Raw genomic sequence first — 23,360 nt, forward strand, 5'->3', positions numbered from 1 at the left:
GGGGGGGGGGCGGGGGGGCGCGGCCCCACCACGGCCCCCCCGGGCCCGGGGGGGGGGGGGGCCGGGGAAGCGCTCCCGAAGGTTTCGGGTCAGCCCTGCTGCTTGCGGGACTTGTCCGTCACCATGACCAGGCCGGCGATGACCAGGAACAGGGCGACCGGGGCCACGACGAACAGGCCGAGGGTCTCCACCACGGAGAGACCGGAACCCGGGTCGTCACCGTCGTCGCGGGTCAGCGCGAGCGCGGGGGACGACATCAGCATCATCATCAGCGTCGTACCGGCTGCTACGGCGCCGGCGCGCAGGGCGTTCTTCTTGTCCACGGTGCCAACCTAGCGAATGGCTTCGGGGCGCGCGCGCCCGGGGTGCCCACCCGCGCGCGTCCGGGTACCCACCCGCGCTTCCGGTGCGTCCATCAGGGTCACGACTCGGCCCGCACCGCCGCCATGAACGCGTGCAGCCGCGCCGAGGCCGCCAGCTCCTCCAGGGTGACCACCCGCCCGTCCGCCCCGGTGACCGGGGTACGCCAGTTCGGGTACTCCGCCCAGGTGCCGGGCACGTTCTGCGGCCGGCGGTCCCCCACCGCGTCCGGCAGCCAGATGCCGGTCAGGCGGGCGGGCGTGCGGCGGAGCAGCCGGTAGAGGGCCTGGACATCGGTCTCCTCAGGGCCTTCGGCCGGCAGTCCGAGCCCGGCGGCAAGCGCCAGCCACTCGCGGACGTCCGCGGCCTCGGCCGCGGGCTCGGCGGCGGGCGGCCCGGGGGGCAGGGCCGGGCGGGGGGGCCGGGGGGCGGGGGGAGAGCAGGCCGAGGCGGTGGCGCAGGCGGACGTGGTCGCCCGTGAGCTTGGCCGCCGTGGACGGCAGATCGTGGGTGGTGACCGTGGCCAGGCAGTCCGCGCGCCAGCGCTCGGGCGGCAGGGGGCGGCTGCCGTGCTCCCAGTCGCGCTCGAACCAGAGGACCGAGGTGCCGAGGATGCCGCGCGCGGCCAGCTCCTCCCGTACGCCGCGCTCGACCGTGCCGAGGTCCTCGCCGATGACGACGGCGCCCGCCCGGTGCGCTTCGAGGACGAGCAGCGCGAGCAGCGCCTCGGCGTCGTAGCGGACGTACGCGCCGTCGGTGGGCGGGTGGCCCTCGGGGATCCACCAGATCCGGAACAGGCCCATGACGTGGTCGATACGGAGGGCGCCCGCGTGCGCGAACAGCCCGCGCAGGAGCGCACGGAACGGCGCGTAGCCGCACTCCGCGAGCCGGTCCGGGCGCCAGGGCGGCAGACCCCAGTCCTGGCCGCGGGAGTTGAAGGCGTCCGGCGGGGCGCCGACCGAGGTGCCGGCCGCGTACAGGTCCCCGTGGGCCCAGGTGTCCGCGCCGTCGGGGTGCACGCCGACGGCGAGGTCGTGGATGAGACCGAGCGCCATGCCCGCGTCGCGCGCGGCAGCGGCGGCGGCGGCGAGCTGGGTGTCGGTGAGCCAGATCAGGCGGCTGTGGAAGTCGATGCGGTCCATCAGCTCGTGCGCGGCCCGTGCGGTGGCGGCCGACCCGGGATCGCGGAGCCCTTCGGGCCAGGCGCGCCAGTCGGGTCCGTGGCGTTCGGCGAGGGCGTACCAGGTGGCGTGCCGCTCCAGGTCGGCACCGCCCTCGGCCAGGAACGCGCAGTACGCGGCGCGCCGTCCCGGCCCGAGCGGTACGGCCCGGATCAGCTCCAGGGCCTGGGACTTGAGCTTCCACACGGCGTCCCGGTCGATCAGCGCACCCTTGCCGAGCACCGACTCCCGTAACTCCGCGGCCTGTCGGGCCAGAGCCGCGGCCCGTTCGCGGCCCTCGGGTGCGAGATAGGCGTACTCCGGTATGTCCTCGATCCGCAGATGGACGGGGTCGGGGAAGCGCCGCGAGGAGGGCCGGTACGGGGAGGGGTCCGTGGAGCCGCCGGGCGCGCCGGGGACTGCGGCGTGCAGAGGGTTGACCTGGAGGAAGTCCACGCCCAGGTCGCGGCCGGACCAGGCGGCGAGTTCGGCGAGATCGCCGAGGTCGCCCATCCCCCAGGAGCGCTGCGAGAGCAGGGAGTAGAGCTGGACGAGCAGGCCGTGACTGCGCCCCTGCGGTGCGGGGGCGCGGTCGGGGGCGACGATCAGGTGACTGGCCGAGGCACGGCGGCCGTCGGGGGTCCTCGCGTACAACCGGTGGACGCCGTACGGGAGTTGGGGCAGCTCGCCGGACCAGGACCACTCGAGGGGGTCGCCGCCCTCCTCGGAGGTGAGCACCATCCGCGTGCCGTGCGGCAGCGATCCGAAGGCCTCCGAACCGGCGACGACGGTGTCCGGCAGGGCGCGCTTGCGCCGCCGCTGGTGGACCTCGAAGACCGCACCGTCGATCGCCTCGTCGGTGGAGGTGTCCACACCGAACGCCGCGAGCGCCGCCCGCAACGCCGCCGGGGACACCGGCCGGCGCTCACCGGGCGCGGGCTCGTAGAAGGAGTCGATGCCGTACAGCACTGCGAGCTGGGCCAGGGACATCGGCGCCCCTTGGGTCGTATGCGGCCGGATACGAAGAGGTGCGGGGGTTCAGAGGAAGGAGGCGGTGCCGAACGCGGTGGGTTCGCTGGTCAGCGGCGCCTCGTCGGCGAGCGGGGGCTCGCTGGTCAGCGGCGCTTCGTCGGCCAGGGGTGGTTCGCTGGTGAGGGGTGCTTCCACGGAGAACGAGCCGTAGAGCACGGAGTCCGGGCCGGAGACCCGCGACAGGTCCGGCAGTTCCGGCAGTTCCGCGTGTTTGGACAGGGCGTCGAACAACAGCTGAGCGCTCACCCAGAGCCTCCTCGTGTGGGGGACGGTCCCCGTCGATCCACCGCTCGGGTCGTACCCGGCCGGTGTGATCGGCAGACGGACAGCCCTACCCAGCGTTTTCGGTGCCATGCGCCGAACGTGGCGCTGCTCACATTCTGCGGATCGGCGGCGAGTTGACCAGACCACGGGCGCCGACTGCGACAGAACGGAAAATCCCGGCGCGAGGGTCGACGAACAGGAGCCCCTGGAACCCCGGTTCGCAGCTTCGCCGACGTCCCGCCCAGGATCTCGCCCGGGTGGTATATAACCGGCACAACGGCCACTCGCATTGACACTGTCACCACTGCGGTGGTGGGCTCGACACCATCCGGAATCCCCGCGTCGAGGGCCGTGCGCAGCGGCTGTCGGAGTCGTGTGGGAACCAAGGAGAAGGGCGGGAGAAGCCGTGCTGGTCCGGGGTCGTAAGCGTGCGGCCGCGCTCGCCGCCGCGGTCATCGGCGGTCTGCTCGGCGGTGCGCCGGGAGCGTATGCCGAGCCGCCCGAGCCGGGCCTGACCGCTCCCGAGCGCGAGAACGACGCGGCGCTCCCCTCCGTATGGCCTCGTCCCCAGTCGCTGCGGTCCGCCGGGGCTCCCGTGCCCGTGGGCGAGCGGGTGTTCCTGCTCGCGGACGAAGCGGCCGATCCGTATGCGGTCGAAGCGCTGCGCACCCTGCTGCGGGACGCCGGCGCGCGGCAGATCACCGAGGTGCGCGACGCGGCCGAGGTGTCAGGGCCGGGGCTGCTGGTACGCGCCGGCCAGGAGCAGGGCCGTACCGGCCCGGCAGCTCTGCCCCCGCGCTCGCCCCGCTCCGGAACGGACGCCGCGCTGCGGGCCCTGAAGGTGGCCGAGCGCGGCGATCTGCCGTCCGGCGGCTATCGCATCGGGGGCGGCCGGGTCGACGGCCGGGACACGGTGGCACCCGCGGGGGGCGGCGGGGGGGGCCTCTTCCCCGCCGTGCAGACCCTGCGGCAGCTCGCGGCGGACGGGCAGTTCGCGGGGGTGCGCGTACGGGACTGGCCGGCTTCGGCGGTACGGGGCACCACCGAGGGCTTCTACGGCACCCCGTGGACCACCCAGGAGCGCCTGGAACAGCTCGACTTCATGGGCCGCACCAAGCAGAACCGCTATGTGTACGCGCCCGGCGACGACCTGTACCGGCAGGCGAAGTGGCGCGAGCCCTATCCGGCGGCGCAGCGCGCGGAGTTCAGGAAGCTGGCCGAGCGCGCCCGCGCCAACCATGTGACGCTCGCGTGGGCGGTCGCGCCGGGCCAGGCGATGTGCCTGTCCTCGGACGGCGACCTCAAGGCGCTCCTCAAGAAGATCGACTCGATGTGGGCGCTCGGCGCCCGCGCCTTCCAACTCCACTTCCAGGACGTCTCGTACAGCGAGTGGCACTGCGACGAGGACGCCGACGCCTTCGGCTCGGGACCCGAGGCCGCGGCGAAGGCGCAGGCCCGCGTGGCGAACGCGGTCGCGAAGCATCTGGCCGGGCGCCATCCGAAGGCTGCGCCGCTGACCTTGATGCCCACCGAGTACTACCAGGAGGGCTCGACCGACTACCGCGACCGGCTCGCGAAGGAGCTGAACGACGGGGTGCAGGTCGCCTGGACCGGTGTCGGTGTCGTGCCGAAGACCATCACCGGACGTGAACTGGCCGGCGCACGCCGGGTGTTCAACGGCCATGACCTGGTGACCATGGACAACTACCCGGTCAACGACTACGCCGAGGACCGGATCTTCCTCGGCCCGTACACCGGACGCGAACCCGCCGTGGCCACCGGTTCGGCGGCGCTGCTCGCCAATGCGATGCAGCAGCCCACGGCCTCGCGTATCCCGCTGTTCACGGCCGCCGACTACGCGTGGAACCCGAGGGCGTACCGGCCCGGGGAGTCCTGGCGTGCGGCGATCGCCGATCTCGCGGGCACCGACGCCGAGGAGCGCGAGGCGGTGGCCGCCCTGGCCGGCCATGACGCCTCGTCCGTGCTCGGCGGCCGGGAGTCGGCGTATCTGCGGCCGCTGATCGAGGAGTTCTTCCAGGCGCGCTCCGCGGCGGACGAGCCTCGCCTCGACGAGGCGGCACGCCGGCTCTCCGCAGCGTTCTCCGTCATGCGGCAGACCCCCGGCCGCCTCGGCGACACGGATCTCGGGCGCGAAGTGGGGCCGTGGACCGAGCAGTTGGGGCGCTACGGCGAGGCGGGCGAACTGGCCGTCGAGCTCCTGCTCGCGCAGGCGCGCGGGCAGGGCGAGGACGCCTGGCGCTCGGCGCGGCGGCTCGAGTCCCGGCGCACCGCCCTGAAGTCCGGGCAGGTGACGGTCGGCGAGGGTGTGCTCGACGCGTTCCTCGACCGGGCCCAGGAGGAGGCCGCGGCCTGGACGGGCGCCGACCGCGCGCCCTCGCGCACGGACGCGAAGGACGCGAAGGACTCCAAGGCCCCGGTGGAGCGCCCGGACAAGGACCGCCTGGAACTCCCCCGTCCGCGCCCGCTCGACGCGGTGACCGTCATGACGGTGCCGGGCACGCGCGGCACCCTGCAGGCCCATGCCCCCGGCAAGGGCTGGCGATCGCTCGGCGAGGTGTCGGAGAGCGGCTGGACGGAGGCGCGCGGGCTGCCGGACGAGCCGGTGGACTCGCTGCGCGTGCTGTGGCAGGGCGAGGCGGGCCGGGTGGAACACCTCGTCCCCTGGTACGCCGACGGCCCGTCCGCCGCCCTGGAGCTCTCCCGCGGCGAACTCGACGTGGAGATCGGCGGCGCTCCCCAGCGCATCGCGGCCCGCCTCACCTCCCGGCGCCCGGACGCGGTGAGCGGCCGGGTCACGGCGGAGCCCCCGGCCGGCGTCGAGGTGCGCACCCCGGTCTCCTCGACGCTGCCGCGAGGCACCCGGCGGGACGTGCCGGTGGAGATCAAGGTGCCGGCCGGCACACCCTCGGGGACGTACGAGATTCCGGTGAAGTTCGGCTCGCAGACCAGGACGTTGACCGTACGGGCGCATCCCCGCGTGGCCGGCCAGGATCTGGCCCGCACCGCGAAGGCCACGTCCTCGGGCGACGAGACCCCGGACTTCCCCGCGGCGGACGCCAACGACGGTGATCCGCACACCCGTTGGTCATCGCTCGTCGAGGACGGCCAGTGGTGGCAGATGAAACTCGCCTCGCCGGCCCGCGTCGGCCAGGTGGTCCTCACCTGGCAGGACGCCCACGCCTCCCGCTACCGGATCCAGGTCTCCTCCGACGGCCGCGTCTGGCGTACGGCCGCGACCGTGCGCGACGGGCGGGGCGGACGCGAGGCGGTGGGGCTCGATGCGCGGGATGTGCGCTTCGTGCGGGTGCAGATGGACGAGCGGGCCACCGAGTACGGGGTGTCGCTGTGGTCGGTGGAGGCTTACGCGGCCGCCGAGTAGCCGGCGCCTCACCCCGAATCACCCTTGTTTGTCCCGGTCTTGAGCGGAACGTCGTCTCTCACTTCCCGTCTCATTCTCGCCAGCTATTCACTGAGTACATATAGCCGGTACATAGTGGAGCCATGAGCACCCGCCACGTCCTGCTCGGCCTGCTCACCGCGGGCCCGAGTCACGGCTACGACCTCAAGCGACGCCATGACGAGCGCTTCCCGCAGGCGCGTCCGCTGGCGTACGGGCAGGTCTACACCACACTGCAGCGGCTCGTACGGGACGGTCTCGCGGAGGTCGAGGGCACGGACGCCGACGGCGGTCCGGAGCGCACGCACTACCGCTCGACCGACAAGGGCTCCGTCGAACTCGCCCACTGGCTGGGCGAGATCGCGCCCCCCGCGCCCTTCGTCACCAATGACATCTTCGCCAAGGTCGTCGTCGCGATCCTCGCCGAGGCGGCCGGCGAACCCGCCGACCCGGCCGCGTATCTGCGCGCTCAGCGCACCGCCCACATGGCGCGGATGCGGGAGCTGACGGCCCTGAAGACCGCGCCGGGGGCGGATCTCGCGACGGTGCTCTCCGCCGATTACGCGCTCAGCCATCTCGACGCCGATCTGCGCTGGATGACCACCACCGCCGGCCGGCTCGCCGCTCTCACCGAGGAGATCAGGAACGTATGACCGCATCGACAGCGCCCTTGATCACCGCACGCGGACTCGAGAAGGCGTACGGAAGGACCGACGCCCTGCGCGGCGCCTCGCTCACCCTCGGCGCCGGCGAGATCCTCGCCGTCACCGGCGCGAGCGGGAGCGGCAAGTCGACGCTGCTGCACTGCCTCGCGGGGATCGTCACGCCCGACTCGGGCAGCGTGCGCTATGACGGGAAGCAGGTGGAGAACCTGTCCGAGGCGCAGCGGACGGAGCTGCGCCGGACCGACTTCGGGATCCTGTTCCAGTTCGGCCAGTTGATCCCCGAGCTGTCGGCGATCGACAACGTCGCGCTGCCGCTGCTGCTCGCGGGGGTTCGTCGCTCTGCCGCGCATCAACAGGCCGCCGACTGGCTGGGGAAGTTCGGGGTGTACGGACAGGCACGGCTGCGGCCCGGCGAGATGAGCGGCGGGCAGGCGCAACGCGTCTCCCTGGCACGGGCGTTGGTGACCGGGCCGAAGGTGGTCTTCGCCGACGAGCCGACGGGCGCCCTGGACACGCTGACCGGGGAGCAGGTGATGACCACGCTGGTGCAGTCGGCCCGCGAGAGCGGCTGCGCGGTCGTGCTCATCACCCATGACGCCCAGGTGGCCGCGTACGCGGACCGTGAACTGGTGCTGCGCGACGGCGTGGTGAAGGCCGACGAGCCGTGGGCCGCGGAGCACTTCGGCACGGCGGAGGCGCGCGGCAATGACTGAGCTCACTCCCGTACGCGACCTCCTGACGAAGCCCGTGCGAGCGGGGCTGCTGGGCAACATCCGGCTCGCGACGACTCTGCTGCGCGGTTCCAACCGCCGGGAGTGGTGGCGGATCGGACTCACCGGGCTCGCGTCGCTGTTGGCCACGGTGTTCGCGCTCACCGCGATCCTGGTGGCGTCGATCACCTGGGATGCCCATATACAGGGCGGTACCGAGGCCATGCCCGCGACCGACCGCTACAGCATCCCCGTCCTCAACGACCCCGGTGTGCGCCCCGGTTTCGCCTTCGCCATCGCCATGCTGCTCGTGCCCGTGCTCGGCTTCCTCGCCCAGACCACGCGGGTCGGCGCCGTCCATCGCGACCGCAGGTTCGCGAACCTGCGGCTCGCGGGCGCCACACCCCGGCAGGTCCGTTCGCTCGCGGCCGTCGAGGCCGGGCTGACCTGTCTGGCCGGGGCGGTGGCGGGGCTGCTGCTCTTCCTCGGTGTGCACGCCCTGTTCGGACGGCTCCAGTCCGGCGACCGCGTGCTGGACTGGCCCAGCGACGTGGCCGTCGCCTGGCCCGCCGCCCTCGCCGTGACCCTCGCCGTCCCGCTGGCCGTCACGCTCCTGAGCATCCTGGTGCTGCACCGCGTCGTGACGTCACCGCTCGGGGTGGTGCGCCGGGCACGCAGGCAGCGCAGCCGCGGCTTCTACGTGGTGTTCGTGCTGTGCACGGCCGGCGCGTACGTGACGGTGCAGGTCGGCCTGCAGGCGGACCTCGTGAGCGCGCTCTTCCCGGTGCTCGCCCTGGTGTCCGTCGTGCTCGTGGGCGTCGGCGCGGTGGCCTCCGCGTCCGCCTTCGCCCGGTCGATGGGCGGCGCCCTGCTCAAGCGCGCCCAGCGGCCCGACGTGCTGATCGCGGCCGGCCGGCTCAAGGCCGACCCCTGGGCCTCGGCCCGTATCCACGGCACCCTGCTCCTGGTCACCGTGGCCGGGGTGATCCTCGTCGGTGTCCGCGCCATGATCCTGAGCGAGGTCGGAAGCCAGAACGACGACGGCTACTACTCCAGCGGCATCAACCTGATCGCCGCCGCCCTGCTCGTCGCCACCGTCATCGCGCTGCTCGCCCTGCTCACGGGCACTGCGGAATCGCTGATCACCCGGCGCCGTGCCCTCGCCGCGCAGTCCGCGGCGGGTGTTCCGCAGGCGGTGCTGCGCCGGGCGGTCCTCCTGGAGACCGCCCTGCCGCTCGCCCCCGCCATGCTGGTCGCGGGCGTCGGCGGAGTGGCCCTCTACGTCGGGTACGGCGGCTTGATGGGACGGCCGCTGCCGCTGCTCTCGTCACTGCTCGTGCCGGTCGGTGTGTACGTCGCGTGCCTGCTGACCACCGCCTGCACCCTGCCGTTGCTGCGGCGCACGCTGCATCCGGCGGAACTGCGGTTCGAGTGATCATCGCGCCCGAGGGGATGCGGAGAACTGTCGCGGTCACGGGTTTCTCCGCGCCCACGGCGAGCGCCTGCACCAACTCGAACTGGTCGTCAGGAACAACGGATCCGCCGTGGCGCAGGTCGAGTTCCACCCGTCGGACGAGGTGCTCTGCGTCTACGACGGCAAGAACGCACAGAGGAGTGTGTGCCCGCCCCGTAGACGGAGGCGGGCACACAAAAACCCGGATCGAAGATCAGGCAGAGATGCCGTCGATCCGGGCCATCGCATCGTCCGCGCCATATGGCTGCAGGTACGGCAGCCAGCGCGGGTCCCTATGCCCGGTGCCGATGATGCGCCAGGCAAGACCGGTGGGCGGGGCCGGTTTGTGGCGCAGCCGCCAGCCGATCTCGACCAGGTGGCGGTCCGCTTTGACGTGGTTGCAGCGCCGGCATGACGCCACCACGTTGTCCCAGGCGTGGCGGCCGCCGCGGCTTTTGGGGATCACGTGGTCGACGCTGGTTGCGACGCCACCGCAGTAGGCACAGCGTCCGCCGTCACGGGCGAACAGAGCGCGCCGGGTGAGCGGAACGGGCCCCCGATAGGGGACCCGGACGAAGCGCTTCAGCCGGACGACGCTGGGGGCTGGGATGGTGCGAGTGGCACTGTGCAGGAAAGCGCCGGATTCCTCGAGGCACATGGCCTTGTTCTCAAGGACGAGGATGAGCGCGCGGCGGAGCGGTACGACGCCGAGCGGCTCGTACGACGCGTTGAGGACCAGGACATGCGGCACCGATGCCTCCTAATACGCCGGCGGCGCGTGGCTCGCGCCGGGACGATCTGTAGCCAGTCTCCCCTCATGGCTGGTCGAAGCGCCACCATGTCCCGGTAACGGGCTCGGAGTGTTTTCGACCACACCGAGTACATCCCCAGGTGAGGCACGTCTCTCCCCTCCGTATGGCAACGATCCAGGCGCAATGCCCCGTTAGTGTTATTGGTCTGCCCGCGCACACCGCCGACGCTGTCCGGCGGGCAGACCGCTACACGTGGAGGTTCCTGCCGTGCTCTTGTCCGCTCTCGCGGCCGCCGACCCCAGCGCGCCGCCGTCGATCCAGGACGCCCAGGAGAAGGCGGAGAACGCCGCCGGCTGGGTCGAGGAGAACTGGTCGACCTGGCTGGCCGTCGGGCTGCGGGTGCTGCTGATCCTGGTGATCGCGACGGTGCTGCGGCATTTCATCCGCAAGGCGATCACCAAGTTCATAGAACGGATGAACCGCACCGCCCCGGCCCTCGACGGCACCGCGTTCGGCGGTCTCCTGGTGAACGCCGAGCGGCGGCGGCAGCGGTCCGAGGCGATCGGCTCCGTGCTGCGGTCGGTGGCGTCCTTCGTGATCCTCGGGACCGCGGCGCTGATGATCCTCGGCGCGTTCGAGATCGATCTGGCGCCCCTGCTCGCCTCGGCGGGTGTCGCGGGTGTGGCGCTCGGTTTCGGTGCGCGCAACCTCGTGACCGACTTCCTGTCCGGCGTCTTCATGATCATCGAGGATCAGTACGGGGTCGGTGACTCCATCGACGCGGGCGTGGCCTCCGGCGAGGTCATCGAGGTCGGCCTGCGCGTGACCAAGCTGCGCGGTGACAACGGCGAGATCTGGTACGTGCGCAACGGCGAGGTCAAGCGGATCGGGAACCTGTCGCAGGGCTGGGCCACCGCCATGGTCGATGTGTCGGTGCGGCCGGACGAGGACCTGGAGAAGGTGCGCGCCAAGCTCGTCGAGGTCGGCGAGGAGCTGGCCAAGGAGGAGCCCTGGAACGAGCGGCTCTGGGGGCCGGTCGAGGTGCTCGGGCTCGATGCCGTGTATCTGGACTCGATGGTCGTACGGGTCTCCGCGAAGACCATGCCGGGCAAGGCGCTCGGGGTCGAGCGGGAACTGCGCTGGCGGATCAAGCAGGCCTTCGACGCGGCGGGGATCAGGATCGTGGGCGGGGTGCCGCCGGTCGCCTCGGAGGACGCGGGTCCGGACCCGGCCGCGGGGGTCGCCGCGCCGTCCGCCTACGCGTCGCCCACGTCACCGCAGTCGGTCGCGGCGACACCGATCGCTCCGCCGCCGAACTTGGCGAAGTAGCCGGCCGCATCGGCGAGGGCCATGAGGTGGGAGTGGCCTGGGGGTTCTGGGGCTCCTGTTCGTCGCCCCGGCACAGCAACCGAAGGGGCCGTACCGGAAGGTTCGGCCCCTTTCGTGTTGCCCGTAACGAGTTGGTCTCCCCGCCGGCCGCGACCCTTGACGTCCCCCGGCCCCCCGCTGCTAACTTCCCCATAAGCGATAGGAAACCTTCCTAACAGACAGCTGGGTACCGTCCCTGCCGTCACGAGCAGGGCTGTACGAGGGGGCACCATGGCCGGGACCACACCGGGGACTCCGCGCGTGCTGCGGGCGATGAACGACCGTGCCGCGCTCGATCTGCTCCTGGAGCACGGCCCTCTGTCCCGTACGAAGATCGGCAAGCTGACCGGCCTGTCCAAGCCCACCGCCTCGCAGCTGCTCGCACGGCTCGAGGCCTCGGGCCTCGTCGTGCAGACCGGCACGAGCGAAGGCCGCCCGGGCCCCAACGCCCAGCTGTACGCCGTGCACGCGGGCGCCGCCCATGTCGCCGGACTCGATGTCACCCCCGGCCGGATCCTCGCCGGGATCGCCGACATCACCGGCGCCACGGTCGGGCAGTTCGAGCTGGCCACCCCCGGCCGCACGGGCCGTTCTGAACCGGGCGGGGTACGGCAGCAGCTGCTCAAGGCCCTCGACGGCGCCGCGAAGGCCGCCGGGCTCGCCCGCTCGGACCTGCACCGCGTCGTCATCGGCACCCCCGGCGCCTTCGACCCCAACACCGGCCGCCTTCGCTACGCCCACCACCTGCCGGGCTGGCACTCCCCCGACCTCCTCGACGAGCTCGCGGCCGCGCTGCCGATGCCCGTCGAGTACGAGAACGACGTGAATCTCGCGGCCGTCGCCGAGCAGCGGCTCGGCGCGGCGCGGGAGCACGAGAACTTCGTGCTCCTGTGGAACGAGGAAGGCATCGGCGCCGCCCTCGTCATCAACGGCCGCCTGCACCGCGGCTGGACCGGCGGCGCCGGCGAGCTGGGCTTTCTGCCCGTGCCCGGTACGCCGCTGGTACGCCAGGTCGCCAAGACCGGCAGCGGCGGTTACCAGGAGCTGGCCGGTGCGCAGGCCGTCCCCCGTATCGCCAAATCGCTCGGTATCGAAGGGGCTTCCGAGCGCACTCCGCACGCGCGGGCCGCGGCCGCGCTCCTGACCCGCGCGTCCGCCGACCCCACCGACGCACGCCACGCCGAACTGCTCCACCAGACCGCGCACCGGATCGCCACCGGTCTGTCCTCGGTCGTGGCCGTGCTCGACCCCGAACTCATCGTCCTGTCCGGCGGGTTGATGACCGCCGGCGGTGAGGCGCTGCGTGCGCTGATCCAGGCCGAACTCGCCGAGCTGGCCGCGTCACGGCCGCAGCTCGTGCTCGGCGAGGTGCAGCAACAGCCCGTTCTGCGCGGGGCGTTGGAGAGCGCGCTCGCCGACACCCGCGACGAGGTCTTCGACACCTCGCGCTGACCCACAGCACCGCGCTCCACGACACCGCACTGAACAGCACCCGCTCCACAGCACCCCGCTCCACAGCACAGCATCCACACCTCCGGCACTCAGCCCTGCCCTGCCCTGGGAGACACCGTCATGCCCAAAAGCCGAAAGATCACCGCTGCTGCAGCGGTGGCCTCGATATCCCTGCTCGCCTCCGCCTGCGTCGGCTCGTCCGACAACGGCGCGAACGACGACCCGGACGCCAAGACCACGCTGACCTTCTGGCACGGCTGGACCGCGCCCAGCGAGGTGAAGGCGATCGCGGAGAACGTGAAGGCCTTCGAGAAGGCGCACCCGAACATCAAGGTCAAGGTCGTCAAGGGGCTGACCGACGACAAGATCAACCAGGCGCTCAGGGCCGGTGGTTCGAACGCCCCGGACGTCGTCTCGTCCTTCACCACGGACAACGTCGGCCGCTTCTGCTCCTCCAACGCCTTTGCCGATCTGAAGCCCTTCCTCGACAAGGCGAAGATCGACCCGGCGAAGACCTTCCTGCCGCAGATGGCCAAGTACACCGAGCACAACGGCAAGCGCTGCGCGGTGCCGCTGCTCGGGGACGCGTACGGCCTCTACTACAACAAGGACGCGTTCAAGGAGGCCGGCATCACCGAGCCGCCGAAGACGCTCTCCGAGTTCGACAAGGTGGTCAAGAAGCTCACCAAGACCAAGGGCGACGGCTTCGAGCGCCTCGGCTTCATGCCCAGCTACCTCGGATACGAGACGACGGTCGAGCACTACGGTTCGCAGTTCGGCGTGCAGTACCTGGACGGCGCGGGCAAGTCCAACACCGCCAAGGACCCGGCGGTGAAGGCCATGCTGAAGTGGCAGAAGAACCTGGTCGACGACCTGGGCGGGGCCGCGAAGCTGAACAAGTTCCGCACCTCGCTCGGTGACGAGTGGGGCCCCAAGCACCCGTTCCACACCGGCCAGCTCGCCATGCAGCTGGACGGTGAGTGGCGCGGCAAGATGGCCGCCGACGCGGATCTGGACTTCGAGATCGGCGCGGCGCCCTTCCCCGTCCCGGACGACCAGGTCGCCGACTACGGCAAGGGCTATCTGTCCGGCACGATCCTCGGGATCGCCAACACCAGCGCGAAGAAGAACGCCGCCTGGGAGCTGGTGAAGTACCTGTCCACGGACACCGACGCGGTGGTCTCCTTCGCCAACGCGATCCACAACGTGCCCTCCACGCAGGAGTCCATCAAGTCACCGAAGCTGAACAGCGACCCGGTCTACCGCACGTTCGTCGACATCGCCCAGCACCCCAAGTCCTCGCACGCCCCCTCGTCGGTCAACGGCGGCGCGTTCCTGCTGACGCTGCAGGACTACGCGCTGAAGTACGAGAAGGGCACGGAGAAGGACGCGGACGCCCTGTTGCGGAAGAACGACCAGCAGGTCGACAAGGACAACGAGCAGGCCGGCTGAGGAAGATGAGCACCGTCCCGTACGGGCTGAGGACGAAGCGCAGGCGTGCTGCGCTTCGTACCCTCGGCTTCCTCTCGCCCTGGCTGATCGGCCTCACGGTCTTCTTCCTCTACCCCCTCATCTCCACCGTCTACTTCTCCTTCATGAAGTACGACGGGTTCACGGCCCCGACCTGGGTGGGCCTGAAGAACTGGGCGTACGTCCTGCAGGACAACCCGTTCTTCTGGCCGGCCCTGCGCAACACCCTGTGGCTGATGGTCGTGATGGTGTCGCTGCGGGTGGTCTTCGGTCTGGGCATCGGTCTGCTCATCACGAAGATCAAGACGGGGGCGGGCTTCTTCCGCACTCTGTTCTTCCTGCCGTTCCTGGCCCCGCCCGTCGCGGCGACGATGTCCTTCGTCTTCCTGCTCAACCCGGGTACGGGACCGGTGAACACGCTGCTCGACACGATCGGGATCGAGGGCCCCCAGTGGTTCAACGACCCGTCCTGGTCGAAGCCCTCGCTGACCATCCTCGCGCTGTGGTGCGTCGGCGACCTCATGGTCATTTTCATGGCCGCGCTGCTCGACGTACCGAAGGAGCAGTACGAGGCGGCGGAGCTCGACGGCGCGAACGCCTGGCACCGCTTCCGCTACGTGACGCTGCCGAACATCTCGCCGATCGTGCTGTTCTCGGTGGTCTGCGGAGTGATCGCGACGATGCAGTACTACACGGAGCCGCTGGTCGCGGCGAAGGTGGCGAGCGGGGTGATCGGCGGCTCGGGCCAGCAGTTCGAACCCGGCTATCCCGACAAGTCCACGCTCACGGTGCCGCAGGTGATCTACAACCTGGGCTTCCAGCGCTTCGACACCGGCGCGGCCTGTGTGGTGGCGCTCGTGCTCTTCGTGCTCGCCATGGCGTTCACGGCGCTGCTGATGCGCCGGCGCAGCGGCTTCCTTTCGGCGGAGGACTGAGATGACCGACACGACCCTCGCCCCCGTGAAGGCACCGGCGCCCGCTCCCCGCATCCAGACCGCGGCAGGCCGAACGGCCAAGCGGAAGGCGGCACTTGAGTGGGTGGCCGTGCACTCGCTCGCGCTCGCGGTCGGCCTGTTCTTCCTGCTCCCGTTCGTCTTCGTCTTCCTGACCGCGGTGATGAGCGACGACCAGGCGCTCACCCGCGATCTGTGGCCGAAGACCTGGGAGTGGGGCAACTTCGGCACGGTCTGGGAGACGCCGGGCTTTCTGACCTGGTGGAAGAACACCCTCCTGTACGCGGGTCTCGGCACCCTGCTCGCGATCTGCAGCAGCCTGCCGGTCGCGTACGCGCTCGCCAAGTTCCGCTTCCGCGGGCGCAACGTGATGATGATGGCCGTGATCGCGGCGATGATGCTGCCGCCGCAGGTGGTCATCGTGCCGATGTACCTGTTCTGGGCCAAGCAGCTCGATCTGGCCGGGACCCTGTGGCCGCTGATCATCCCGATGGGCTTCGGCAACGCCTTCACGATCTTCCTGCTGCGGCAGTTCCTGCTCACGATCCCCCGTGAGTACACGGAGGCCGCGAAGATCGACGGCTGCGGGGAGTTCCGGACGCTGATCCGTGTGGTGGTGCCGATGTGCAAGCCGGCCATCTCGGCGGCCGCGCTCTTCCACTTCTTCTACTCGTGGAACGACTACTTCGGACCGCAGATCTACGCCTCGGAGAACCCGGCCGCGTGGACCCTGAGTTACGGCCTGGAGTCCTTCAAGGGCGCGCACCAGACGGACTGGAACCTCACCATGGCGGCGACCGTTCTCGTCATGGCGCCCGTGATCTTCCTCTTCTTCTTCGCCCAGAAGGCATTCGTCGAGGGCGTCACCTTGACCGGAGTGAAAGGCTAAGCGCTGTGAAGCTCGCAGTAGTGGGGGGCGGCTCCACGTACACCCCCGAACTCATCGATGGATTCGCCCGGTTGAGAGAGGTCCTGCCGATCGAGGAGCTCGTGCTCGTCGATCCGGCGGCCGAGCGTCTGGAGCTGGTCGGGGGCCTGGCCCGCCGCATCTTCGCCAAGGTGGGCCATCCCGGCCGGATCGTCACCACCTCCGACCTGGACGCGGGAGTCGAGGGCGCCGACGCGGTGCTGCTCCAGCTGCGCGTCGGCGGGCAGGCGGCCCGCAATCAGGACGAGACCTGGCCGCTGGAATGCGGCTGCGTCGGCCAGGAGACCACGGGCGCGGGCGGCCTGGCGAAGGCTCTGCGGACCGTGCCGGTGGTGCTCGACATCGCCGAACGCGTCCGCCGCACCAATCCGGACGCCTGGATCATCGACTTCACCAACCCGGTGGGGATCGTGACCCGCGCCTTGCTGCAGGCCGGGCACAAGGCGGTCGGGCTGTGCAATGTGGCCATCGGCTTCCAGCGCCGCTGGGCCTCGGCGCTCGGCGTCACACCCTCCCAAGTCCATCTGGACCACGTGGGGCTGAACCACCTCACCTGGGAGTTCGGTGTACGCATCGGGGGCCCCGAGGGCGAGAACGTGCTGCCGAAGATCCTGGCCGAGGGCGGCGACGAGCTCGCGGACATGCTGAAGCTGCCGCGCTCGGTCCTCGACCGCCTCGGCGTCGTGCCCTCGTACTACCTGCGCTACTTCTACGCACACGACGAGGTCGTACGGGAGCTGGGCACCAAGCCGTCCCGGGCGGCCGAAGTCGCGGAGATGGAACGGCAGTTGCTGGCCATGTACGGCGACCCGGCGCTCGACGAGAAGCCCGAGCTGCTCGCCAAGCGCGGCGGCGCGTACTACTCGGAGGCGGCCGTGGACCTCGCGGCCTCGCTGCTCGGCGGCGGCGGATCGCCGCACCAAGTGGTCAACACGTACAACAACGGGACGCTGCCCTTCCTGCCGGACGACGCGGTGATCGAGGTGCAGGCGCAGGTGGGCCGCGACGGCGCGACACCGCTCGCGGTGCCCGCGCTCGACCCGCTGTACTCGGGCCTGATCTCGCATGTCACCGCGTACGAGGACCTGGCCCTTCAGGCAGCCCTGCACGGCGGCCGCGACCGGGTCTTCAAGGCGCTCCTCGCCCATCCCCTCATCGGCCAGTACGACGCGGCCGAAGGCCTCACGGACCGCCTGATCGCACACAACCGGGAGCATCTCGCGTGGGCCTGACGGCAAGTGTGCTCGCCATCGACGCGGGCAACAGCAAGACCGATGTCGCGGTGGTCGGCGAGGACGGCACGGTCCTCGGGACCGCCCGCGGCGGAGGGTTCCAGCCGCCCCGGGTGGGCGTAGGGGCCGCGATGGACGCCCTGTCCGTGCCGGTCACCAAGGCCCTGGACGAGGCCGGCGTGACATCGGTGTCACTGGTGTCCGCCTGCCTGGCGAACGCCGATCTCCCGGTCGAGGAACGGGAGTTGACCGCTGCCGTCGCCGCCCGCGGCTGGGGTGGTGCGGCACTGGTCCGCAACGACACCTTCGCGATCCTGCGGGCCGGCGTGGACACGCCCCTCGGCGTGGCGGTGGTCTGCGGCGCGGGCATGAACTGCGTCGGCATGACCCCCGACGGGCGCACCGCCCGCTTCCCCGCGATCGGCCGTATCTCCGGTGACTGGGGCGGCGGTTGGGGCCTCGCGGAGGAGGCCCTGTGGTTCGCGGCGCGCGCCGAGGACGGCCGGGGCGACCCGACGGACCTGGCCCGCACCCTGCCCGGGCACTTCGGCCTTCCCACGATGTACGCGCTGATCGAGGCGCTGCATCTGGACCGGATCCCGATGGCGCGCCGCCATGAGCTGACGCCGGTGCTCTTCGCCACGGCGGCGGCGGGCGATGCGGTGGCCCGGTCGATCGTGGACCATCTGGCCGACGAGGTCCTCGCGATGGTGACGGTGGCCCTGCGCCGCCTCGACCTGCTGTCGACACCGGCGCCCGTAGTCCTGGGCGGGAGCGTGCTGGCGGCCCGGCATCCCCTCCTGGACACGGGGATCCGCGAACGCCTGGCCGCGGCGGCCCCGCTGGCACAGGCCCATGTGGTCACCGCCCGGCCCGTGTTGGGGGCTGCGCTCCTCGGCCTTGATCAGCTGAGAGCGCCGGCCGAAGTGGCGGCCCGGGTACGGCAGTTCTACGAAGGCCCCGGCTCCAGGCCCGCCGCGGCGGCGCCTGTGCCCCAATCCGTATCGACGGATTGAGCGAGAGGGTCCGTGCTCGAGCCGCGTCGCAGCGGCCCGACACGGACCCTCGAAATACCTCTCGATGCGATCCCTCGAAGCGGTCCCTCGATGCGGTCCCTCGAACCGGTCCGAATTCATCTCCTTCAGCCGCCCGAACTAGGACAGAAGGTGTCCGCAATGGGTTCTACGGTGGTCTCATCAACCGAACGAAGGAGCTCGAACCATGACCTTTCTGGTCGCAGGCGCAAGCGGTTCCGTAGGCCGTCGGATCGTCGAGCAGCTGCTGGCGAAGGGTGTGCGGGTACGCGCTCTGACCCGTGACCCGGCGCGGACGTCCTTTCCGGAGGGTGTCGAGGTCGTTCGGGGCGATCTCACCGACCCGGACAGTCTGGCCCCGGCCTTCGAGGGCGTCACCGGGGTGCACCTGATCACCTTCGGCGGCGCCACGTTCGCACCCCTGGAGACCGGCCCGCAGATCGTGGCGCTCGCCGAGAAGGCGGGGGTACGGCGGATCACCGTGCTGCACGGCGGAGGTCCGACCCCGCTGGAGGACACGGTCAAGGCGTCCGGCATCGACTGGACGGTGGTGATGCCGGTCGAGTTCATGTCCAACGCCCTGGAGTGGGCGGACGCCATCCGCACGGCCGACGAGGTCCGCGAACCGTTCGTCGACCGGCTCAGCGCGATGGTGCACGAGGCGGACATCGGCGCGGTGGCGGCCGAGGCGCTGGTCTCGCCCGGGCACGCCGGACAGTCGTATGTGGTCACCGGGCCGCAGGTCCTCACCCTCCAGGACAAGGTGTCGGCCCTCGCGGCGGCCCGTGGGCGCGCCATCGAACTGGTGGAGCTGAGCGAGGCGCAGGCGCGGGAGCAGTGGGCCGCGCAGGGACTGCCGGCGGAGACGATCGAGTTCCTGGTGATGGTGTACGGGGACACGCCCGAAGAGGGGCGGACGGTGACCGACGTCGTGCAGCGGGTCACGGGCCGCCCGGCCCGGACGTTCACCGAGTGGGCGGCGGAGCACGCGGACGCGTTCCGCGCCTGAGGACGCGAACGGTGACTGAGGACGCGAGCCGTGCCTGCGGACGCGTTCCCGCGCCTGAGGACGCGTTCCGTACCTGAGGACGCGAACCGACGCTCCTGAGAAGGCATGAAAGCGAGGGGTGCCCCCCGGATTCCGGGAGGCACCCCTCGCCCGTCCGCTTCCCTAGTCGTTCCAGCCCGGCCACGGCGGCGCGTAGGAGCACCAGTCATCGGGGCAGCCCACCTTGAACGCCCGCGTGACCGTCTCCGTGACGGACGTGCCGTCCGAAGCCGTGCCCGTCACGCGCAGCGACACACGCGACGGGGCCAGACCCGGGACCTCGACGTCCCAGGCGCCGCCGCGGGCGCGGGAGACGGCGGCGGGCGACCAGGTCGCGCCGTCGTCCGTGGAGTACTCCACGGTGACCCGGTTGACCGGCGCCCCGCGCGACCCCGCCTGGTACGGGAAGGACACCCCGAACCCGAACGGCCGCTCGGCGGCGAAGGAGTTGTCCCCGTCCATGGCGGACATGTCGTACCGCACGTCGAGCAGCGGCACCGCCCGCGACGAGGCCGTGCGCCCCGACCGGAACGTCCAGGTGTCGCTGACCTTCGTGCCGAGGAACCACGAGGGGTCGTCCCGCTCGGCCGTCGCGGTCAGCGTGTACCGGTCCGACCTGGCCGGCAGGTCGAACAGGCCGCGCCCGCCGTAGCCGTTGCGGCCGACCAAGTCGCCGTCGGAGTCCCGCAGTTCGGTGCTGCCGGAGTCGATCACGGCCGGCGACTCGCTGCGGTGTCCGGCCGCGTCCGAGAACATCGGCACGTCCACCCGCAGCCTGTCCCGGTCACGCGCGACGGGCGTACGGCCTTCGAGGGTGGTCACCCCGAGCGCGGGCCCGAACGGCCCGGACAGCCAGTTGTCGGCGCCCTTGCTCCCCGCCTTGTACACGGTCGGCGCGGAGTACTGGGCCCCGAGCGCACCCGCCTCGTCACTGGCGTACTCGAAGGTCGCCGTCGTCCAGGGCAGTCCGGGTGTGTAGTGCCCGGTGAACCGGTGCGGCGCCCGCACGACCGTCTGCTGCTGCGCGAGCACGACACCCTCGTACGTCACCCAGCCGTACACACCCTTGGGGTCGTTGGGGTACCCGGTGGTGCGCTGGCTGTGCGCGACGGAGGCGAGGTCCGCCTTGCGGTCCGTCCACCGCGCGCCGCCCGGCACCCCGTCCTCCCAGTGGTGGAAGGTGAAGTAGACGTCGTCGGCGTTGCGCTTGCCGACGATCTCCATCCGCACCGGTCCGTCCGCGAGCCGCTCCCGCAGCAGGGTCGGTCCGGGCTCCTGCGTGACCAGGAGGTTCTCGCCCTCCTCGGCGTCGATCCACGTACCGGAGAAGATCACCGCGGCCGGCTTCTCGGCCATGATCGCCTGGTAGCGGCGGGTGCGTTCGGCGCCGGGCGCCTCGCGTTCCGGCGTGAACAGCACGATCTTGTCCGCGAGTTCGAGCCCGGTGAGGTCCTTGCCCGTGCCGGCGTCCGCGACCTCGCCCTCGACGTCCCAGTCGATACGGGCGTAGAAGTACGGGTTGACGCGGATGTTCAGCGGCTTGTCACCGAGGGTCGTGGCGCGAAGCAGCGGCTCCGCCCAGGTGCCGCCCGCGAAGTACGTCAGGCCGTCCATCCGCGCGCTCTGCACGGTGTACGCCTTGAACTGGCCGTCGAAGATCGGCGTGAGCAGTCCCGTGGGACCCGTGCCGGTGTCGGACACCAGACCCTGCGTGGAACCGCCCGGCACCACCTGCGCCTTGGGGTCGTCGACGCCGAGGTCCACCGGCTTCGCGTCCGAGACGTCGACGGTGACCGCCTTGTCCCCGTCGAGCTTCACGTGCTCGGCGAGCGTGACGGTGGACATGGCGGTGGTCTCGCCGTTGCCGGCGTTGCGGTACTCCCAGACGTCCGCGAGCAGCCGATAGCTGCCCTTGGGCAGCGTGACCTGCTCGCTGCCGGTGGTGAAGCCCACGATGTCGGAGGCGCCGGTCTTCTCGTTCTGCCACACCACGTGGGTGTACGTACGGCTCACACCGTCGCGCAGGCCCCCCGGCGCGAGCGTCAGGGTCGCGCTGTCGGGCTCGGCCTGGACGCCGACGGGGGTGCGCACCCGGCTGCCGTCGCTGCCGCGCGCGGTGATCCAGGCGCTGTGCGTGCCGCTCCCGGCGCGGTCGGCGTCGATACGGACCGCGACCTTCGCGCTGCCGCCGGCGGGCACGGTCACCCGGCGCTCGGCGAGACTCACGGGTGCCCGGCCGTCGACGTCCACGCTCAGACGGACGTCCCTCGTACCGGAGTTGCGGTACGTCACCTCCCGCGTGACGTCCTGCGCGTCAGACCCCTGGAGGTTCGCGGAGACGGCGGCCGGGGACGCCGTGACGCGCGCGTCGAGCGCGTCCGGGATGTCCACACTGCCCGCGCCCTGCTCGTACACGGAGGCCTCGCGCACCGCGTCCGCGCTGCCGACGAGCGCCGCCTTCAGCTGCTGCGCGTCCCATTCGGGGTGCTTCTGCTTGAGGATGGCCGCGGCGCCCGCGACATGCGGGGTGGCCATCGACGTACCGCTCAGGGTGACGTAGCCGTCGTTGCCGGAGGCGTCCTCGTGGGTGCCCTTGGCGCGCGCGGCCAGGATCTCGCTGCCGGGCGCGGTGATCTCGGGCTTCACGCCGGCGTCGATCAGCGAGGGGCCCTGGGAGGAGAACTCCGACATCCCGCCCTGCTTGGTGATCGAGCCGACCGTCAGGGCGCTCGGCGCGGCGCCCGGTGAGCCGATGGTGCCGGGCTTGCCCGCGTTGCCCGCGGCGATCACGAACAGCGGTCCGCCGTCGGCGCTCAGTCGCTCGACCGCCTGGGACAGCGGATCGGTGCCGTCGCTCGGCACGTCGGAACCGAGGGACATGGACACGATGTCGGCGCCCTGGTCCTTGGCCCACTGCATGCCGTCGAGGATCCAGGAGATGTATCCGCTGCCGCCGCCGTCGAGCACCTTGCCGTTGATCAGTTCGGCGCCCGGCGCGACGCCCTTGTAGCGGCCGCCGGAGGCCTGGCCGCCGCCCGCTACGGTCGAGGCGACATGCGTGCCGTGGCCGTTGAAGTCCTCGGGGCTCTCGTCCCAGGTGAAGTCCTTCTGGGCGACGACCCGTTCGCGGAGGTCCGGATGCGTGGCATCGGCGCCCGAGTCGAGCACGGCGACCTGCACGCCCTTGCCGTCGAGGCCGCTCTTCCAGGCCTCGGGCGCACCGGTCATCGGCACGCTCCTGTCGAGGCTCGCCTCGACCTTGGCATCCAGCCACAGCTTGGCGGCCTCGGCGCCGCGGCTCCTGCCGGCCGCCTCCTTGACGAAGTCCCTCCATACGGCGGCGGCTTCGGACTTCTTGACCGTACGGGCGGTCAGACCGAGCCCGCCGAACTCGGCCTTGCGGGCCGCGCCCGCCAGCGCGGTCCGCTCCGTCGCGATCAGCGGAATCGTCGTACGCGAGGCGTCGTCGTACCCGTCGGCGGCGAGCGCGGTGACGTCGAACAGCGCCCGGTCGAGGCGCCCTTGGGCCAGCGCGTCGGTCGCGTCCACGGGGATGACGTACTCGTGCCCCTCGATCCGCGCCCGTGAGAACGCGATGTGCTCCCGCCCCTCGCCCGGCTTCACCGCCGTGACCTGGAGCCCCTCACCGCTCCCCGTGAGCGACACCTTGTCGCCGCTCAGAAGCGTCACCGTCTTGGTGGCGGGCGGCAGGAAGTCCCGCGGGTTCACCGCGGCCCCTTCGCCGCCCGGTGCCGCCCCCGCCTGGGGCAGCCCGGTCGCGAGCAGCGCGACGGCTATGGCCGCCACCGCCCCCGCGTAACGTGTCCGTCTTGCCATCCCGACCCCTCACACGCGCCGTGGCCTTCGCATCCGGCCTCGGGGTCCATTGGTGCGGCTGGGGCGGGAGTTGCGCCAGAGTCGGGAGTGGCGACTATCTGCCATGGCACATTTGTGCCGTCCGGGACAGGAACTTTCGCGTCCGGGACAGGAACTCCCGCACGGGAGCGCTTCAGGGGCATTCGCAGGGCCCCCGAGGGAACCGAACACATCCTCGCGGCGTA

General features: G+C 71.4%; 16 protein-coding genes and 1 pseudogene. 12 read left to right on the forward strand and 5 right to left on the reverse strand.

Going from position 1 to position 23,360, the window contains the following annotated elements:
- Positions 1-89: 89 nt before the first annotated feature.
- The 3 genes and pseudogenes from JAO81_RS13620 to JAO81_RS13630 all read right to left on the reverse strand — a co-directional run bounded on the left by JAO81_RS13620 (position 90) and on the right by JAO81_RS13630 (position 2,798).
- Positions 90-323 carry a hypothetical protein gene (locus JAO81_RS13620; protein WP_199548095.1) on the reverse strand — a complete coding sequence of 78 codons (234 nt, stop codon included), beginning with the start codon at positions 321-323 and terminating at the stop codon, positions 90-92.
- Between the two features lie 98 nt (positions 324-421).
- A pseudogene (gene malQ / locus JAO81_RS13625) lies at positions 422-2,510 on the reverse strand (4-alpha-glucanotransferase).
- Positions 2,511-2,558: 48 nt separating this feature from the next.
- On the reverse strand, positions 2,559-2,798 hold the full coding sequence (locus JAO81_RS13630) for a hypothetical protein (RefSeq protein WP_307813349.1): 240 nt from the start codon (positions 2,796-2,798) through the stop codon (positions 2,559-2,561).
- Positions 2,799-3,222: 424 nt separating this feature from the next.
- Here JAO81_RS13630 and JAO81_RS13635 point away from each other — a divergent pair, with 424 nt between their 5' ends.
- The 4 genes from JAO81_RS13635 to JAO81_RS13650 all read left to right on the forward strand — a co-directional run bounded on the left by JAO81_RS13635 (position 3,223) and on the right by JAO81_RS13650 (position 9,044).
- Positions 3,223-6,216, forward strand: a complete 2,994-nt coding sequence (locus JAO81_RS13635) for a beta-N-acetylglucosaminidase domain-containing protein (RefSeq protein WP_199548096.1) — start codon at positions 3,223-3,225, stop codon at positions 6,214-6,216.
- Between the two features lie 122 nt (positions 6,217-6,338).
- Positions 6,339-6,887 (forward strand): PadR family transcriptional regulator, encoded by a 549-nt coding sequence (locus JAO81_RS13640; protein WP_165331881.1) that lies wholly within the window; start codon positions 6,339-6,341, stop codon positions 6,885-6,887.
- Positions 6,884-7,612, forward strand: a complete 729-nt coding sequence (locus tag JAO81_RS13645; protein WP_199548097.1) for an ABC transporter ATP-binding protein — start codon at positions 6,884-6,886, stop codon at positions 7,610-7,612. The genes JAO81_RS13640 and JAO81_RS13645 overlap by 4 nt, the downstream gene beginning before the upstream one ends.
- Positions 7,605-9,044, forward strand: a complete 1,440-nt coding sequence (locus tag JAO81_RS13650) for an FtsX-like permease family protein (protein WP_233415324.1) — start codon at positions 7,605-7,607, stop codon at positions 9,042-9,044. Before JAO81_RS13645 ends, JAO81_RS13650 begins: the two co-directional genes overlap by 8 nt.
- A 232-nt stretch (positions 9,045-9,276) precedes the next feature.
- Here the strand turns inward: JAO81_RS13650 and JAO81_RS13655 are convergent, their stop codons facing one another.
- Positions 9,277-9,813, reverse strand: a complete 537-nt coding sequence (locus tag JAO81_RS13655; RefSeq protein WP_199548098.1) for an HNH endonuclease — start codon at positions 9,811-9,813, stop codon at positions 9,277-9,279.
- A 268-nt stretch (positions 9,814-10,081) separates the two neighbouring features.
- Here JAO81_RS13655 and JAO81_RS13660 point away from each other — a divergent pair, with 268 nt between their 5' ends.
- The 8 genes from JAO81_RS13660 (at position 10,082) to JAO81_RS13695 (ending at position 19,260) form a co-directional block, all read left to right on the forward strand.
- Entirely contained in the window at positions 10,082-11,143 is a 1,062-nt protein-coding gene (locus tag JAO81_RS13660; protein ID WP_199548099.1) for a mechanosensitive ion channel family protein, read from the forward strand.
- Positions 11,144-11,413: 270 nt separating this feature from the next.
- A complete protein-coding gene (locus JAO81_RS13665) occupies positions 11,414-12,634 on the forward strand; it encodes an ROK family transcriptional regulator (protein ID WP_199548100.1) in 1,221 nt (406 codons plus the stop codon).
- A gap of 120 nt (positions 12,635-12,754) precedes the next feature.
- Positions 12,755-14,086: an ABC transporter substrate-binding protein gene (locus tag JAO81_RS13670; protein ID WP_199548101.1), complete on the forward strand. Its 1,332-nt coding sequence runs from the start codon at positions 12,755-12,757 to the stop codon at positions 14,084-14,086.
- A gap of 5 nt (positions 14,087-14,091) precedes the next feature.
- A complete protein-coding gene (locus tag JAO81_RS13675; RefSeq protein ID WP_199548102.1) occupies positions 14,092-15,039 on the forward strand; it encodes a carbohydrate ABC transporter permease in 948 nt (315 codons plus the stop codon).
- 1 nt (position 15,040) lies between these two features.
- A complete protein-coding gene (locus tag JAO81_RS13680; protein ID WP_199548103.1) occupies positions 15,041-15,946 on the forward strand; it encodes a carbohydrate ABC transporter permease in 906 nt (301 codons plus the stop codon).
- Between the two features lie 5 nt (positions 15,947-15,951).
- Complete coding sequence (locus JAO81_RS13685; protein ID WP_199548104.1) at positions 15,952-17,217, forward strand: 6-phospho-beta-glucosidase; 1,266 nt, start codon at positions 15,952-15,954, stop codon at positions 17,215-17,217.
- On the forward strand, positions 17,208-18,233 hold the full coding sequence (locus JAO81_RS13690; RefSeq protein WP_199548105.1) for an N-acetylglucosamine kinase: 1,026 nt from the start codon (positions 17,208-17,210) through the stop codon (positions 18,231-18,233). The genes JAO81_RS13685 and JAO81_RS13690 overlap by 10 nt, the downstream gene beginning before the upstream one ends.
- Before the next feature lie 205 nt (positions 18,234-18,438).
- A complete protein-coding gene (locus tag JAO81_RS13695) occupies positions 18,439-19,260 on the forward strand; it encodes an NAD(P)H-binding protein (protein WP_199548106.1) in 822 nt (273 codons plus the stop codon).
- Between the two features lie 162 nt (positions 19,261-19,422).
- On the opposite strand, the gene JAO81_RS13700 is transcribed toward JAO81_RS13695, so the two are convergent.
- Positions 19,423-23,136 (reverse strand): S8 family peptidase, encoded by a 3,714-nt coding sequence (locus tag JAO81_RS13700; RefSeq protein WP_199548107.1) that lies wholly within the window; start codon positions 23,134-23,136, stop codon positions 19,423-19,425.
- Positions 23,137-23,360 lie beyond the last annotated feature (224 nt).

The organism is Streptomyces sp. N35 (assembly GCF_016464295.1).
GTDB lineage: Bacteria > Actinomycetota > Actinomycetes > Streptomycetales > Streptomycetaceae > Streptomyces.

What these genes read in the sequence shown, in the direction of transcription:
- JAO81_RS13640 (WP_165331881.1), top strand. Translation starts at nt 6,339, where the DNA reads ATGAGCACCCGCCACGTCCTGCTCGGCCTGCTCACCGCGGGCCCGAGT.
- JAO81_RS13700 (WP_199548107.1), bottom strand. Translation starts at nt 23,136, where the DNA reads ATGGCAAGACGGACACGTTACGCGGGGGCGGTGGCGGCCATAGCCGTC.
- JAO81_RS13675 (WP_199548102.1), top strand. Translation starts at nt 14,092, where the DNA reads ATGAGCACCGTCCCGTACGGGCTGAGGACGAAGCGCAGGCGTGCTGCG.
- JAO81_RS13665 (WP_199548100.1), top strand. Translation starts at nt 11,414, where the DNA reads ATGGCCGGGACCACACCGGGGACTCCGCGCGTGCTGCGGGCGATGAAC.
- JAO81_RS13695 (WP_199548106.1), top strand. Translation starts at nt 18,439, where the DNA reads ATGACCTTTCTGGTCGCAGGCGCAAGCGGTTCCGTAGGCCGTCGGATC.
- JAO81_RS13645 (WP_199548097.1), top strand. Translation starts at nt 6,884, where the DNA reads ATGACCGCATCGACAGCGCCCTTGATCACCGCACGCGGACTCGAGAAG.
- JAO81_RS13670 (WP_199548101.1), top strand. Translation starts at nt 12,755, where the DNA reads ATGCCCAAAAGCCGAAAGATCACCGCTGCTGCAGCGGTGGCCTCGATA.
- JAO81_RS13650 (WP_233415324.1), top strand. Translation starts at nt 7,605, where the DNA reads ATGACTGAGCTCACTCCCGTACGCGACCTCCTGACGAAGCCCGTGCGA.
- JAO81_RS13680 (WP_199548103.1), top strand. Translation starts at nt 15,041, where the DNA reads ATGACCGACACGACCCTCGCCCCCGTGAAGGCACCGGCGCCCGCTCCC.